Origin of the sequence: Blastococcus sp. PRF04-17 (assembly GCF_023016265.1) — a bacterium.
Lineage (GTDB): Bacteria > Actinomycetota > Actinomycetes > Mycobacteriales > Geodermatophilaceae > Blastococcus_B.
Map to the genome: position 1 here is coordinate 3,662,070 of NZ_CP095412.1, position 14,276 is coordinate 3,676,345.

The window sequence follows — 14,276 nt, forward strand, 5'->3', positions numbered from 1 at the left end:
CCCCCTGCGGGGTCCCGCCGCGAAGCGGTGGGGACAGGGGGTCCTTCTTCTCAGCTCGACTTCAGCTCGTCGATCTTCTCCGACGCCTCGGCCTTGGTCAGGTCGTCGGGGACCTGCTGGTCGGTGCCGCGCGCCAGCGTCTCGAGGTAGCTCTTCTGGGCGCCGGTGGCCGGTTCCTCGCCGGTCACCCAGTCGGACGGGTCCTTCTCCAGAGTGGGGTCTGATTCGCTCATGTGTTCGACTTTAGGCCGACACGAGCTCCTTCGCCTCCCCGGCGACCGAGCGGCGGGCGGCCTCCCACCGGCGGCCGGTCCGGTACACGTGGACGGAGCCGCAGGAGGGGCACTCGACGTGCATCGCGATGTGGGTGGCGTGGTTGTCGACCGATCGGATGCGCCGGTCGGAGACCAGCTCGTCGGTCCGGGTGACGGGGCACGTGATCAGGAACATGGGAAGAAGAGTGGCCCCGTGGCGGCGCGGATACGAGTGGCAGAAGTGACCGCTATCGCAGTTTTTCTGCCATGATGTCCGCATGGCAGGAACGGACCGTCCGCTCGTCGTCAGCGTGGTCGTGGCCGACGGGCTCGTGGGCAGCTTCGGGCTCGGGGTGTGCGCCGAGGTGTTCGGCTACGACCGCCGGCACATGGGCCTGCCCAGGTTCGACTTCGGCCTGGTGACCGAGACCCCCGGGCTCCTGCGCACGGACACCGGCATCCCCATCACGGTCGAGCACGGGCTGGATCGGGTGGCCCAGTCCGACATCGTCTCGATCACCGCGTGGGAGCTGTTCGACCGCGTGCCGTCTCCGGCGCTGCTGGACGCCTTCCGCGAGGCGCACGCCCGGGGCGCGACGATCATCAGCCACTGCACCGGCGCGTTCGTCCTCGCCGCGGCGGGGCTGCTCGACGGCAAGCGGGTCACGACGCACTGGAAGTACGCCGGCGAGCTCGCCGCCCGCTATCCGCAGATCACCGTCGACCCGTCGGTCCTGTACGTCGACAACGGCCAGGTCATCACCGGCGCCGGGACGGCGGCCGGCGTGGACACGCTGCTGCACCTCGTGCGCCGCGAGTGGGGTGCCGGCGCGGCCAACGCGCTCGCCCGCGAGATGGTCGTGCCGCCGCACCGCGACGGTGGGCAGGCGCAGTTCATCGACGCGCCCGTGGCGGCCTGCGAGGACGACCTGCTGGGCGCCGTCCTGGAGTGGGCGAGCGCGCACCTGGCCGAGGACATCAGCGTCGACCTGCTCGCCCGCCGCGCGCTGATGAGCCCGCGCAGCTTCGCCCGGCGGTTCAAGGCGACGACCGGCACCACTCCGCACGCCTGGCTGCTCGGGCAGCGGCTGGCCGCGGCAGAGGCGTTGCTCGAGGAGTCCGACGCCCCGGTCGAGGAGATCGCGCGGCTCGTCGGCTTCGGGACGGCGGCCGGTCTCCGCGAGCAGTTCGCGCGCCGTCGCGGCGTCTCACCCCGCGCCTACCGGCAGACGTTCCGGGCCGGCGCCGGATCAGCCGGGCCGGCGCCGGTGCAGCTCGACGGGCACCGGCTTCGGGGAAGCGGGGTGCGGGGCGACCAGACCCTGGTCGAGGCGGAGTTCGGTCATCCGGCGTAGCTCGTCGTAGGCCGGCCGGCCGATCAGCTCGACCAGCTCGGCCTCGTAGGTCACCACCAGCGGCTCGGGGCTGACGTGCGCCACCGGGGAGCCGGTGCACCACCAGTGCAGGCCGTGCCCGCCGGCGCCCCAGGCGCGCCGGTCGAACTCGCCGATGTCGGTCCGCAGCACCTTCGTGCCGTCCGGCCGCTCGACGTGCTGCTGCTCGAGACGGACCGGTACCTGCCAGCAGACCGCCGGCTTGGTGGTCAGCGGGTGGACGCCGGTCCGGAGCGCCATGCGGTGCAGCGCGCAGCCCATCCCGCCCGGGAAGCCGGGGCGGTTGTGGAAGATGCAGGCGCCGTCGACGATGCGGGTCCGCAGCGAGCCCTCGCCGGTGTCGTCGTAGGCGCTGTCCTCCTCGGTCCAGTCGCCCCGGCCCACGTGCGCCAGCTGCCAGTCGTCGTCGGTGAGCTGCTCGACGGCGGTGGTCACGCGGGCCATGTCCTCCTCGTCGGAGAAGAAGGCGCCGTGGTTGCAGCAGCCGTCGTCCGCCCGGCCCTCGACCACGCCCGCGCAGCCGCGGCCGAAGATGCACGTCCAGGCCGAGCTCAGCCAGGTGAGGTCCCCGCGGATGATGTGGTCGGAATCGGCGGGATCGGCGAACTCGACCCACTCGCGCGCGAAGTCCAGCGGCACCTCGGGAGGTGGATCCTCGGACACGCCGCCAGCCTACGGCGGGGCGCCGGGCAGACTGCCCCCATGCGGCTCGGGGTGCTGGACGTCGGCTCGAACACCGTCCACCTGCTCGTGGTGGACGCCCACCGCGGCGCGCACCCCACCCCGATGCACGACGACCGGTGGCTGCTGCGGCTCGCCGAGCACGTCGGTGAGGACAACCAGCTGTCGAAGGCAGGGGAGAAGGCTCTGCTCAAGGCGGTCCAGGAAGCCTGCGACCAGGCCGAGAAGCAGGGCTGCGAGGAACTGCTGGCGATGGTCACCTCGGCCATCCGCGAGGCGACGAACGGCCTCGAGGTCCTGGACCGCGTGCGTGATCGCACCGGCGTGGAGCTGCAGGTGCTCAGCGGCGAGGACGAGGCCCGGCTCACGTTCCTCGCCGTCCGCCGGTGGTTCGGGTGGAGCGCGGGACAGCTGCTGGTCCTCGACATCGGTGGTGGCTCGCTGGAGCTGGCCGCCGGCATCGACGAGGACCCCGACGTCGCCCTCTCCCTGCCGCTCGGCGCGGGACGCATGACCCGCCGTTTCCTCCCGGAGGCCCGGGACGGCGGCCGGCCGGACCTCGCGGGGCTGAGCAAGCTGCGTGCCCACGCGGACGAGCTGCTCGCCCCGGCCGCGAAGCGGCTGCGCAAGGTGGGTGCGCCCGACCTGGTCGCCGCGACCAGCAAGACCTTCCGCACCCTGGCCCGCCTCACCGGTGCCGCGCCCTACTCCGCCGGCATCTGGACGGCTCGGCAACTGCAGCTGGAGTCGCTGGAACAGCTGGTCGGTTTCGTGTCCCGCATCGAGTCCGGCGCGCTCGGCGAGTTGCAGGGCGTGTCGGTCGACCGGGCGCACCAGGTTCCCGCGGGCGCGGTCGTGGCTGCCGCGACGATGCGTGCGCTCGACGTACGGTGCGTGCGGATCTGTCCGTGGGCGCTGCGGGAGGGTGTCATCCTGCGCAGGCTGGACTCGTTGGGAGGGGCGTGATGGCCGAACCGGACTGGAACCCGGACACGGGAGGACGCTCGCTCGCCGAGATCCTCCGCGAGGCCGGCATCGAGTCCGCCAACCGGGCCGCACGCCGCCGTTCCTGGGACGACCCCGAGGAAACGGGCATCCGGCAGCGGCGCGCCGAGGCCGCGGCCGCCGACGGCATGGCCGGCCGGTACGGACGGCGACGCAGCGACCAGGGCGGCGACCCGCCCGTGGCCGAGCGGCGCCAGTCCGAGCGGCGGGCCCCCGCGGTGGACCGCCGCGCGGCGGTGCCCGAGCGCCGGGAGGCCGGCGAGCGCCGCGATCTGCCCGAGCGCCGGCAACCCCGCCGTCCCGCCGATCCGTCGACCGCGGCCATCCCCGGCCTGCGCCCCGACCGCAAGCCGGGCGTCCCTTCGGGGGCGACCTCGACGGGCATGGCATCCGGCCCGGTGCCTTCCCTCCCGCGGCAGTCGTCCGGCCGGGTCGCCTCCCGGCCGATCGAGTCCCATCCGTCGACCGGGCCCATCCCGGTCGTGCGCCCCGAGCACATCGAGGACCTCGACGACGACGACGCGACGCCGCAGGAGAGCGCACTCGCCTGGCTCCGCTTCGCCGGCGAGCTGGTCATCGCCCTGGCGGCGGGCGTCGGCGTCTACTTCGCGGCCACCGTGCTCTGGGACACCGTTCCGCACCTCGCGGTCCTCCTGGCGCCCCTGGCGGTGACCGGCCTGGTGGCCGGTGTGGGCGTCTGGCGGCAACGACAGGGACGGGAGCCCGTCGGCCTGCGGTTGCTGGCCGTCCTCGTCTTCGCCGGGACGCTGCTGACGATCGCCCCCGCCGCGGGGTTGCTGGCCGCCTCCTAGCTCTGGGCGGCGTCCTCCCCGGCGTCCTCCCCGGCGCCGGCGAACTCCTCGACGATCGCCGCGCAGAAGGCGTCCAGGTCGTCGGGGTTGCGGCTGGTGGTCAGGTTGCCGTCGACGACGACCTCCTCGTCCACCCACGTCGCGCCGGCGTTGCGCAGGTCCGTCTGCAGCGAGGGCCACGACGTCATGCGCCGCCCTTCACCGCGTCGGCTTCGATCAGCACCCAGGGCGCGTGGCAGATCGCCGCGACCGGCTTGCCGGCCTCGAAGAAGGAACGGACGAAGGTCACCGCGTCGGCGTCGGCCCGCACGAAGTCCCCGTTGATCACGCCGCCCGGCAGGACGAGCGCCGCGTAGTCGTCAGGGTCCGCTGCGCTGAGGACGGCGTCGACCTTCTTCGTGTCGCCCTTGTCGATGTGGTCGTAGGCGGTGATCGTGCCGGCCTCGAACGAGACCAGCTCCGGCTCGGCTCCGGCCTCCTCGAGCGCCTGCCACGGCCGGTCCAGCTCGACCTGCTCGACACCGTCCGTGGCCAGCACGGCCACCTTCATCCCGTCCAGTTCTCCTGCCATGGGGGCGCGGCTACCCGGGCGCCGGACGCGTGACACACCCGAGCACTACGGTTTCGACGTGCTGATCCGGACCCGCCGACGGACCGACGATCCCGTCGGTCTGGCGCGCACGCTCGTCGCCGACGGCTGTCGCGTGGCCATCCGACCGGGAGCGACCGACGACGTCGGCACGCTGGTCGACGGCCTGGTCGCCGCGGGGGTGGCGGCGTCGTGCGAGTTCGATCTCTCCGTCGACCGGTACGTCACCGAGCGCCCGGCCGGCGTCGACGTGGCGCTCGCCGGTTCGCCGGAGGCCGCCGACGAACTGGCGGCCGCCAACCCGCGGATCCGGGCCGTCGTGGTCGCCGACGAGCCGGGTGCGGAGGTGCGCTGTGCCGCTCTGGCCTCCCGTCGGGTGCGGCTGGTGCGAGGGGGCCTCGTCCCCGGTCGGCGGGGGAGCGACCTGCGCTTCGTGCGCTGTCTCAACGTCCTGATGGCCGGCGACGGCCATCCGGCGATCGCGGCCACGGATCCGCGACTGATCGCCATCGCAGGTGAGCGGGCGGCCTGGAACGGCCGCCCGCCCGACAGCTGGGAGCACGTCGTGCCGTACGGAGTCCGAACCGAGGAGCGACAGCGGCTGGTCGCCGCCGGATGTGCCGTGCGGGTCGCCGTCCGGTCCGGACGGGGGCGGGCATGACCGCCACCGGACGCCGCGGCCTGGCCATCATCGGCGGCGGCAAGATCGGCGAGGCGCTGTTGTCGGGCCTGATCCGGCGGGGGGGACCGGACGGGATCCTCGTCTGCGAGCGCAGTCCCGAGCGTGCCGCGCAGCTCGCCGAGCGGTACGGGGTCGCCGCGGTCGGCCTGGCCGACGCCGCCGCCCGGGCTCGGGTGCTGCTGCTGGCGGTCAAGCCCCAGGACATCGACGTCCTGCTGCGCGCGCTGGCCGAGCACGTCGACACCGGTCACCTGGTCATCTCGGTCGCGGCCGGCGTGCCGACCCAGCGGATCGAGGCGGCTCTGCCCGACGGCGTGCCGGTCGTCCGCGTCATGCCGAACACCCCCGCCCTCGTCGACGAGGGCATGAGCGTGCTGTCGGCCGGGGCGCACGCGGCGGAGGCCGACCTGGACGAGGCCGAGGCGCTGCTCGCGGCGGTCGGCAGGGTGCGCCGGGTCCCGGAGGATCAGCAGGATGCCGTCACCGCGCTGTCCGGGAGCGGGCCGGCCTACTTCTTCTACCTGGTCGAGGCCATGGTCGACGCGGGCATCCTGCTCGGCCTCCCGCGGGCACTGGCGGCCGACCTCATCGTCCAGACCGCGCTCGGCTCGGCGGTGATGATGCGCGACTCGGGCGAGCACCCGGTGCAGCTGCGCGAGGCGGTCACGAGCCCGGGCGGGACGACGATCGCCGCGGTGCGGGAACTCGAGAGGCACGGCGTGCGAGCCGCGCTCATCGCCGCGATCGAGGCCGCGCACGCCCGCTCGGTCGAACTCGGCCGCGACAAGACCTGAACGTCTCCGGCGTCGCAGCCCGGCAAGGTAACCCACATGTCGACCAGACGCCAGCACTGTGCGTCATCGGTCCGTGACGGGGTCGCGAAACTCGCCGCACAACAGTTCTCACGTGTTGCATAGGTGTAGTTCTGCCTAGGACGGACCGGTCCGCCTGTTCGATTCAACCATCCCTTTTGTCACGCGAGTCCCCTTACGCTCTGTTGCAGCACGTGCGTGTTCAGTTGCCGGTGGGGAAGCCGGCGCCACGACACGAGCTAGGTCCGGAGACGAAGACATGACCATGCCCCAGCGCGCAGCCGCCCCCGCCATGACCCGTCCGGGCGTGCCCGGCCCCCGGCCGATCGGCCGCCCCATGGCCGCCACCATGGCCCGCCCGGTCGCTGCCCCGCACCCGGCCGCCATGCCCGTCGGGCGTCCCGCCGTCCCGGCCCCCCGCGCCGCTGTCACCTTCCTGACCGTGGCCGAGGTCGCCGCGATGATGCGCGTCTCGAAGATGACCGTGTACCGCCTCGTCCACGCCGGCGAGCTCTCCGCCGTGCGCGTCGGCCGGTCCTTCCGCGTCCCGGAGCGCGCCGTGCAGGACTACCTGCGCGACGCGTACACCGACATCGCCTGAGCCTCCGTCCGGTCGATGTCTTCGGGCCGCCCGCGGCAGCGTCGCCGCGGGGCGGCCGGTACGCTCGGTCGCCGGATGACACCGGGGCAGCCGTTGGTGGCAGGGCCCGGTACGTCACGGTCGAGCTGATCAAACGAGACGACGTCTGGAGCACCACGTGGGTTCGGTCATCAAGAAGCGGCGCAAGCGGATGGCGAAGAAGAAGCACCGCAAGCTGCTGAAGAAGACGCGCGTTCAGCGTCGCAACAAGAAGTGACCTGACGTTCGTGCCGCCCGCGGTCGTCCTCGTCACCGGCGTGAGTCGGTGGCTGGGTGGTGCGCTGGCGGCCGAGCTCGCGGGCGACCCGTCCATCGGCCGGGTGATCGGCGTGGACACCGTCCCGCCGTCCCCGGAGATGCTCCGCCGGCTCGGCCGCACGGAGTTCGTGCGGGCCGACATCCGCAACCCGCTCATCGGCAAGGTCATCGCCGCGGCGTCGGTGGACACCGTCGTCCACATGAACATCAGCTCCACCCCCGCCGGGTCCGGCGGCCGCGGGCCGATGAAGGAACTGAACGTCATCGGCACGATGCAGCTGCTGGCCGCCTGCCAGCGCGCTCCGTCGGTACGCCGGTTCGTGCTGAAGTCGACGAGTGCCGTGTACGGCGCCTCCTCCCGCGACCCCGCGGTCTTCACCGAGGCCATGCAGGCACGGGCCGTGCCGGCGGGTGGCTTCGCCAAGGACAGCCTCGACATCGAGGGATACGTGCGTGCCTTCGCGCGGCGGCGTCCCGAGGTCGACGTCGCCGTCCTGCGGTTCACCAACTTCATCGGGCCGCGGATCGACTCGCTGCTGACAGGGTTCTTCCGCATGCCCGTCGTCCCCACCGCCCTGGGGTACGACGCCCGCGTGCAGCTGCTCCACGAGGACGACGCCCTCGCGGTGCTGACCCGCGCGACCACCGGCGAGTTCACCGGCACGGTGAACGTGGGGGGTGAGGGCACGCTCCTGCTCTCCCAGGCGATCCGCCGGCTGGGTCGGGTCGAGGTCCCTCTCCCGACGCCCGCCCTCGGTTCGGTCGGCCGGCTCTCCCGCCGATTCGGTTTCGTGGACTACTCGCCCGAGCAGATGCGCTTCCTGAACTTCGGCCGGGTCGTCGACACGACGGTGCTGCGCCAGGAGTTCGGTTACACCCCCGCTACACGACGGAGGCCGCGTTGGCCGACTACGCCCGCACGGTGCCGCCGGTGGTCTCGCCGCAGCTGGTCGACGCGGCGGCGTCCCGTATCCGGTCGGTGCTCGAGCGTGCCGGCGACACCGCGTCCGCGGTCGGGGACCGGCTGCGCCCGGCCCCGCCCTCCCCGGGGCTGCGGGCGGTGCGCGATGCCTGAGGCCCGCGTGATCCCCCTGCGTCCCGACGACGACGACCCGTACGTCCCGCCGACCGCGCCGCCTGGCTGGGAGGAGCAGCTCGCCGGCGGGCTGGAGTTCCTGCGCCGGAGGCTGACCGGTGAGTACGAGACCGACGAGTTCGGCTTCGACCCCGACCTGACCGACCACCTGCTGCTGCCGATCCTGCGGCCGCTCTACGAGAAGTGGTTCCGCGTCGAGAGCCAGGGCCTGGAGAACGTGCCGTCCGAGGGCGGCGCCCTGGTCGTGGCCAACCACTCCGGCACGATCCCGGCCGACGCCCTCATGGCCACCGTCGCGTTGCACGACGACCATCCCGCCCGGCGCCGGCTGCGGCTGCTCGGCGCCGACCTCGTGTTCGACCTGCCGTTCATCGGGTCGATGTCGCGCAAGATGGGCACGACGCTGGCCTGCAACGAGGACGCCGAGCGGTTGCTCACCACCGGCGAGCTGGTGGGCGTCTTCCCCGAGGGCTTCAAGGGCATCGGCAAGCCGTTCCGCGACCGGTACACCCTGCAGCGGTTCGGCCGCGGCGGCTTCGTCACCGCGGCGCTGCGCACCGGCGTGCCGATCATCCCGTGTGCCATCGTCGGCGCCGAGGAGATCTACCCGATGATCGGCAACGCCAAGACGGCCGCCCGCCTGCTCGGGCTGCCCTACCTGCCGATCACACCGACGTTTCCGCTCCTCGGTCCCCTCGGGCTGGTCCCGCTGCCGTCGAAGTGGCTGATCGCGTTCGGCGAGCCCATCGAGACGGCGTCCTATGGCCCGGCCGCGGCCGAGGACCCGATGCTCGTGTTCAACCTGACCGACCAGGTCAGGGAGACCATCCAGCAGCAGCTCTACCAGTTGCTGCTGCAGCGGAAGTCGGTCTTCGGGTAAGGCCCCCTTGCCCCCCACCGCTCGCCCGCTCGCGGCGGGACCCTGCACGGGGGCCGCCGGCGGGACCGGTGGACCTCAGCCGGTCATTCCTCTACCCGGAATGACCCGTTCAGGAGCACTGCCCGGTCAGGCGCTCACCACGGGAACTTGTTGCGCCTGCGCAGGGCGATCGCGCCGCCGACCAGGCCGCCGGACAGGGCGGCGACGCCCACGGTCGGGACGCCGATCTTCGCCGCCTTGCGGCCGGTGCGGAAGTCCTTGATCGTCCAGCCGCGGGCCCGGGCCACCGCCCTGAGCTCCGTGTCGGGGTTCACCGCGACGGCGTGCCCCGTCAGCGAGAGCATCGGCAGGTCGTTGGCCGAGTCGCTGTAGGCGGTGCAGCGGGACAGGTCCAGCCCCTCGCGCTCGGCCAGGGCGAGCACCGCCTCGGCCTTCGCCGGGCCGTGCATGAGCTCGCCGACCAGCCGGCCGGTGTACCTGCCGTCGCGGACCTCGGCGACCGTGCCGAGCGCGCCGGTGAGCCCCAGCCGGTGCGCGATGATGCTCGCCAGCTCGACCGGGGTCGCGGTCACGAGCCAGACGCGCTGACCGGCGTCGAGGTGCTGCTGCGCCAGCGCGCGGGTGCCGGCCCAGATTCGGTCGGCCATCAGCTCGTCGTAGATCTCCTCGCTGGCCTCGACGATCTCCGACACCGGCCGGCCCGCGACGAACGCGAGCGCGTTCTCGCGGATGGTGTGCATGTCATCCGGATTGCCCTCGTTGCCGCCGATGCGGAACTTCGCCTGCTGCCAGACGAACCCGAGCATGTCGCGGGTGGAGAAGTACTTGCGGGCGGCCAGACCTCGGGCGAACCAGAAGAGGGAGGCGCCCATCATCATCGTGTTGTCGACGTCGAAGAACGCGGCGCCGGTGAGGTCGGGCTCGACCGCGGTCGGGGCGGCGACCTCCGCCGCGGCAGCCGAAGCGGCGCCGGCGACGTGGGCGCGGGTCTCCTCGTCGGTCAGCGCCGGGGAGCGGCGCCCGCGGAAGGGCACTCGCGGCACGACGGACCTCCCTGCGACCAGGCCGCCGACCGGCGGCACACCGACCCTAGCGGGACCGGACGCGCGGGGGTCCGGGGGTCAGCAGTCGCCGAGCCGGACCGGGCCGCCGCACACGTCGACCAGGCTGTCCTGGATCGGGATGTCGATCAGCGGCTCGGACGAGCCCGTGCCGGGCAGCTCCCGCGGGATGTTCAGCGGCGGCAACGAGGGGAGCGACGGCGACGGGACGGGCGCCGAGGGGACCTCGAGCCCGCCGCCCGAGCCGCCGGACCCCCCGGTCGTCGGTCCCGTGCCGGGCACGCCACTGGGAACCGGCACCCCGCCCGAGGTCGCAGGCGGCGCCGTCGTCGAGCCGGGCGCGGAGGGGCCGGGGACCGAGCCGGTGCCGGTGGTGCCGCCGGCACCGGAACCGCTTCCGCCGGGCGCCGGTGCCTCGGGCGCCGCGCAGAGGACCGGAACCGGCCCGATCGCGTCCGCGCCGTCGACGGCGGGCCCGAACTGGCACTCCAGCGCGTCCCGCAACCCGGTCACGCGCGTCGTGATCTGGCCGAGCAGCTCGAGCGAGCCGGCGCCGGCGGTGCGGGCGTCGGCCGGCAGGCGAGGCTGGAGTTCGGTCAGGTCCGCCGACTGCTGCGCGGCCCACATCCCGAGGTCCTCGAGCGGGCCGGGGTCCTCGGTGGTCACCGCGCGATCGGCGAGCCATTCGGCGCCCTGCCGCGTCTGGTCGTCCATGGTCCGCAGCGTCTCGATCACCAGCGCGGGGTCGGCGTCGGCAGCCAGGACGGTCTCGCTGCCGGCACCCCACGAGGCCGGGGGCAGCGCCGACGGGCCGTCGTCCACCATCCGCTCGATCTCGTCGAGCCGCGTGCTGGCGAAGTCGAGCAGGGTCTGGCCGCGCGCGTCGCCCGCCAGAGCCAGCTGGGTCTGCTCGGTGCCGCGCTTGAGCCCGTAGAGGACGTCGCCGGGTTGCGCGTCGGTGGAGACGGCCACGAGCGTGGCCATCGCGGTGACCGCCATCGCGGCTCCGGCCAGTCCTGCGGTCAGTCGCGCCCGCCACCGGACGGGGACCTTGTCCTCGGCACGAAAGCCGAGCAGCCGCTTCAGTCCGGTCACCGGCTCGGGAGCCGGGCTCCGGACGGCGGCCATGGCCACGAGACGGGCCCGCGTCGCGGCGCGGAACGCGGGATCGGGCTCCCCGTCGAGCACCGGGGCGAGCTGCTTCAGCCGCGCGACGACCACGTCCTCGCGGGCGTGGTCGGAGCGGTCTCGCACGCTCACCTGGGTCCTCCGGTCGTCGAGGCGGAGATGCCGACGATCGGCGTCCCCCGCAGCATCCGGTCCAACGAGGGACGACGGTATTCGGTTACGGCCCCGACTTTCTGATTTCTCGTCATCGCAGACCGTCCGGGAGCATGCCCGCCAGCCGTCGCACGGCCCGGTGCTGGAGCGCCTTGATCGCGCCGTCCTTCTTGCCCATGATCTCGGCGGTCTCCGAGACCGACAGGCCGTGGATGAAGCGCAGGACGATGCACTCCTGCTGCTCGCTGCCGAGCTGCTGCACGCACGCCAGCAGCTCCTGATTCGTCAGGTGCGCGACCACGGCGTCCTCGGGTCCGTCGGTGACCCGATCGGCGTCCCGCATGTCGGCGGTGGCGACCTCCAGCCGGTAGCGACTGCTCTTCACGTGGTCCAGCACGATGTTGCGGGCGATGGTGACCAGCCACGCGCCCACGTCCCGCCCCTGGAACGACAGCGAATCGATCCGGCGCAGCGCCCGCACGAAGGTCTCGCTCGTGACGTCCTCGGCCGTCGCCCGGTCCCCGACCCGGTGGTAGACGTACCGGTGGACCATCGTCACGTAGTGGTCGTACAGCTCGCCGAACGCCTCGGCGTCCCCCTCCTGGGCCCGGCGCACCATCGCCCAGACGTCGACGCCCTCGGGGTCGGGCGGAACGGCGACGTTCGGCTCGTCGGCCGACTCGGTGGTCGGTGCCACGGCTTGCGCGGGAATGCCCTGCGGAGGGATCCCCGGGGCGCTCGCCCGAGGGAAGGGCGTCGGTCGCACGCTCGGCCCGGGCGTCGGCCGCGGCAGGGCGTCGGCGGCCTGCGGCTCCGCGTCCAGGGGGTGCGCCATGCGCGGCTCCGACCTCCTCGTCAGCCCGCGGACCTGGACGTCTTCCCCCGGCGCGCCCGGCGGGGAACGGGCACGCGCGTGCTGCGGGTCTCACCCCATGGTGACAACATCGCCCCAGCCCGTCCACGCGAGCCGGTCCGAGAACACCTGTCCGTGTGCTCGCCGGCCCCACAGCAGCGCCACCGGAGGAGACGTGTCCCAGGGAGGTATGTCGCTGGCCGCGCTCGTGCGCGCCGCCGCCCGGCGCAGACCCGAGGCGCCCGCCGTCGTGGCCGGCGACCAGCGGCTGACGTGGACCGAACTGGACGCCGAGGTCGACCGCGCTGCGGCGGCTTCGCGGGGCACGGGCTGACGCCCGGTGACCGGGTCGCCGTCCAGCTGCCCAACGGCCTGCCCTGGTTGCGGGCCACGCTCGGCGCGCTGCGCGCCGGGCTGGTCGTCGTCCCGGTGAACACCGCGTACACCGATCCCGAACTCGAGTACGTGCTGACCGACTCCCGCGCCGCCCTGCTCGTGGCGGCGACCGACCGGGCCCCGCTGGCCGGCGTGCCGGTGTGTGCCGGGCCACCACAGGCGGAGGGCCCCGTGCCCAAGGTGGACGAGGACCCCTCCGCACCCGCCTTCCTGGCCTACACCAGCGGGACGACGGGCCGCCCCCGCGGCGCGATCCTGACGGCGGCGGCGCTGCGCGCCAATCAGCAGCAGTGCCTCGCGATGGTCCCGCCCCCGGTGCGTGCGGACGACCGGGTCCTCCTCGTCCTGCCGCTGTTCCACGTCTACGGGCTCAACGCCGGCTTCGGCCTGGTCGCGGCCACCGGTGCCTGCGCCGTGCTGCAGGAGGCGTTCGACCCGGCCGCCGCACTCGCCGTCATGGCCGAGGAGCACGTGACCGCCGTCCCGGGCGCCCCGCCGATGTACCAGGCGTGGCTGGCCATGGCCGACGGGGTCGGCAGCGACGCCGACCTGCGCCGGGGCTTCGCCGCCGTGCGCATGGCCTCCTCCGGAGCCGCGCCCCTGCCGGAGGACGTCTGGACGGCGATGCGCGAGCGGGCAGCGGTGACGGTGTGGGAGGGCTATGGCCTCACCGAGGCGTCCCCGGTGGTGGCGAGCACGCTGGCCACCGGACGGGCCAAGCCCAACTGCATCGGTGGGCCGCTGCCCGGGCTCGAACTGGAGCTGCGCGACACCGCCACCGGCGAGGACGGGGAAGGGAGGAACGCCGGCCCCGACGAGCACCTGGAGGGGCCGGGCGAGATCTGGGTACGCGGACCGAACCTCTTCTCCGGTTACTGGCCCGACGGCGCCGACGGACCGGGGCCCGACGGCTGGCTCGGCACCGGTGACCTGGCCTATCACGACGCCGATGGCGACCTGCACCTCGTCGACCGCCGCGCGGACCTGATCCTGGTGAGCGGTTTCAACGTCTACCCGGCCGAGGTCGAGCGGGTGCTCGACACCCATCCGGCGGTCGCGGAGAGCGCGGTCATCGGCGTCCCGGACCCGAGGACCGGCTCGGCGGTCCGCGCGGTCGTCGTCGTCCGGCCGGGGGAACGGCTCACGTTCGCCGACCTGCAGGCGCACGCGGCCGAGTCGCTGGCCCGGTACAAGGTGCCGACGTCGGTGCACTTCCTCCCGTCGCTGCCGCACTCGCTCACCGGCAAGGTCAGCCGCGCCCGCCTCCGCGAGCTGGGCCTCACCGGGGGAGAGCTGGCCGCCGAGGAGATCGCCGCCGGTGACTGACGACCAGCCGAGGCTGCAGCTGCTCACCCGGGCCGGGTGTCACCTCTGCGAGGTCGCGGCCGAGACCCTCGCGCGCGTGGCGGCGGATGCCGGGCTGGAACCGGTGGCGGTGGACGTGGACGCCGATCCCGAGCTGCAGGCCGAGTACGGCGACCGCGTGCCGGTCGTCCTGCTCGACGGGCGGGAGCACTCCTACTTCACCGTGGACGTCGATCGACTGCGCCGGGACCTCGAGCGGCACCCCTGACACCGCCCG

Annotated in this window: 17 protein-coding genes and 1 pseudogene; 11 read left to right on the plus strand and 7 right to left on the minus strand. The window is 73.6% G+C overall.

All coding sequences use genetic code 11. The features are described from left to right. Window positions 1-50: 50 nt before the first annotated feature. Together MVA48_RS18535 and MVA48_RS18540 are read right to left on the minus strand one after the other, a co-directional pair. Entirely contained in the window at window positions 51-233 is a 183-nt protein-coding gene (locus MVA48_RS18535) for a DUF3072 domain-containing protein (RefSeq protein ID WP_246982368.1), read from the minus strand. Window positions 234-243: 10 nt separating this feature from the next. Beyond that, the gene (locus tag MVA48_RS18540) at window positions 244-450 is read right to left on the minus strand and encodes a hypothetical protein (protein WP_246982369.1); all 207 of its coding nucleotides are present in this window, start codon (window positions 448-450) and stop codon (window positions 244-246) included. Between the two features lie 82 nt (window positions 451-532). Between MVA48_RS18540 and MVA48_RS18545 the strand changes: the two genes are divergently transcribed. Then, on the plus strand, window positions 533-1,609 hold the full coding sequence (locus MVA48_RS18545) for a helix-turn-helix domain-containing protein (protein ID WP_246982370.1): 1,077 nt from the start codon (window positions 533-535) through the stop codon (window positions 1,607-1,609). On the opposite strand, the gene MVA48_RS18550 is transcribed toward MVA48_RS18545, so the two are convergent. Continuing rightward, window positions 1,505-2,311 (minus strand): hypothetical protein, encoded by an 807-nt coding sequence (locus MVA48_RS18550; protein WP_246982371.1) that lies wholly within the window; start codon window positions 2,309-2,311, stop codon window positions 1,505-1,507. The two genes, MVA48_RS18545 and MVA48_RS18550, sit on opposite strands and share 105 nt — an antisense overlap. A 39-nt stretch (window positions 2,312-2,350) precedes the next feature. On the opposite strand from MVA48_RS18550, the gene MVA48_RS18555 reads away from it, so the two are divergent. Then, a complete protein-coding gene (locus MVA48_RS18555) occupies window positions 2,351-3,295 on the plus strand; it encodes a Ppx/GppA phosphatase family protein (RefSeq protein WP_246982372.1) in 945 nt (314 codons plus the stop codon). Further along, window positions 3,295-4,146: a DUF2157 domain-containing protein gene (locus MVA48_RS18560; protein ID WP_246982374.1), complete on the plus strand. Its 852-nt coding sequence runs from the start codon at window positions 3,295-3,297 to the stop codon at window positions 4,144-4,146. The genes MVA48_RS18555 and MVA48_RS18560 overlap by 1 nt, the downstream gene beginning before the upstream one ends. Here MVA48_RS18560 and MVA48_RS18570 read toward each other — a convergent pair. Further along, window positions 4,143-4,717 (minus strand): annotated as a pseudogene (locus MVA48_RS18570) (type 1 glutamine amidotransferase domain-containing protein). The gene MVA48_RS18560 and the pseudogene MVA48_RS18570 sit on opposite strands and share 4 nt — an antisense overlap. Before the next feature lie 58 nt (window positions 4,718-4,775). On the opposite strand from MVA48_RS18570, the gene MVA48_RS18575 reads away from it, so the two are divergent. The 5 genes from MVA48_RS18575 to MVA48_RS18595 all read left to right on the plus strand — a co-directional run bounded on the left by MVA48_RS18575 (window position 4,776) and on the right by MVA48_RS18595 (window position 9,103). Then, entirely contained in the window at window positions 4,776-5,396 is a 621-nt protein-coding gene (locus MVA48_RS18575) for a hypothetical protein (protein ID WP_246982380.1), read from the plus strand. Further along, entirely contained in the window at window positions 5,393-6,211 is an 819-nt protein-coding gene (gene proC, locus MVA48_RS18580) for a pyrroline-5-carboxylate reductase (RefSeq protein ID WP_246982382.1), read from the plus strand. Before MVA48_RS18575 ends, proC begins: the two co-directional genes overlap by 4 nt. Window positions 6,212-6,488: 277 nt before the next feature. Then, on the plus strand, window positions 6,489-6,830 hold the full coding sequence (locus MVA48_RS24535; protein WP_246982384.1) for a helix-turn-helix domain-containing protein: 342 nt from the start codon (window positions 6,489-6,491) through the stop codon (window positions 6,828-6,830). 157 nt (window positions 6,831-6,987) lie between these two features. Continuing rightward, window positions 6,988-7,086, plus strand: a complete 99-nt coding sequence (locus MVA48_RS18590; protein ID WP_012854759.1) for a 30S ribosomal protein bS22 — start codon at window positions 6,988-6,990, stop codon at window positions 7,084-7,086. 10 nt (window positions 7,087-7,096) lie between these two features. Further along, the gene (locus MVA48_RS18595) at window positions 7,097-9,103 is read left to right on the plus strand and encodes a 1-acyl-sn-glycerol-3-phosphate acyltransferase (protein ID WP_246982386.1); all 2,007 of its coding nucleotides are present in this window, start codon (window positions 7,097-7,099) and stop codon (window positions 9,101-9,103) included. Between the two features lie 134 nt (window positions 9,104-9,237). On the opposite strand, the gene MVA48_RS18600 is transcribed toward MVA48_RS18595, so the two are convergent. From MVA48_RS18600 to MVA48_RS18610, 3 genes are all read right to left on the minus strand, one after another. Next, entirely contained in the window at window positions 9,238-10,146 is a 909-nt protein-coding gene (locus tag MVA48_RS18600; protein WP_246982388.1) for an HAD family hydrolase, read from the minus strand. 78 nt (window positions 10,147-10,224) lie between these two features. Then, a complete protein-coding gene (locus MVA48_RS18605; RefSeq protein WP_246982390.1) occupies window positions 10,225-11,424 on the minus strand; it encodes a DUF5667 domain-containing protein in 1,200 nt (399 codons plus the stop codon). Window positions 11,425-11,536: 112 nt separating this feature from the next. Further along, window positions 11,537-12,280 carry a sigma-70 family RNA polymerase sigma factor gene (locus MVA48_RS18610; RefSeq protein WP_246982392.1) on the minus strand — a complete coding sequence of 248 codons (744 nt, stop codon included), beginning with the start codon at window positions 12,278-12,280 and terminating at the stop codon, window positions 11,537-11,539. Window positions 12,281-12,473: 193 nt separating this feature from the next. Between MVA48_RS18610 and MVA48_RS18615 the strand changes: the two genes are divergently transcribed. Genes MVA48_RS18615 through MVA48_RS18625 form a run of 3 tightly spaced genes read left to right on the plus strand, consistent with a single transcriptional unit; the run spans window position 12,474 to window position 14,267 of the window. Continuing rightward, on the plus strand, window positions 12,474-12,632 hold the full coding sequence (locus MVA48_RS18615) for a hypothetical protein (protein ID WP_246982394.1): 159 nt from the start codon (window positions 12,474-12,476) through the stop codon (window positions 12,630-12,632). Further along, window positions 12,572-14,020 carry an AMP-binding protein gene (locus tag MVA48_RS18620; protein ID WP_305852266.1) on the plus strand — a complete coding sequence of 483 codons (1,449 nt, stop codon included), beginning with the start codon at window positions 12,572-12,574 and terminating at the stop codon, window positions 14,018-14,020. The genes MVA48_RS18615 and MVA48_RS18620 overlap by 61 nt, the downstream gene beginning before the upstream one ends. Further along, window positions 14,013-14,267, plus strand: a complete 255-nt coding sequence (locus tag MVA48_RS18625) for a glutaredoxin family protein (protein WP_246982396.1) — start codon at window positions 14,013-14,015, stop codon at window positions 14,265-14,267. Before MVA48_RS18620 ends, MVA48_RS18625 begins: the two co-directional genes overlap by 8 nt. Window positions 14,268-14,276: the final 9 nt, after the last annotated feature.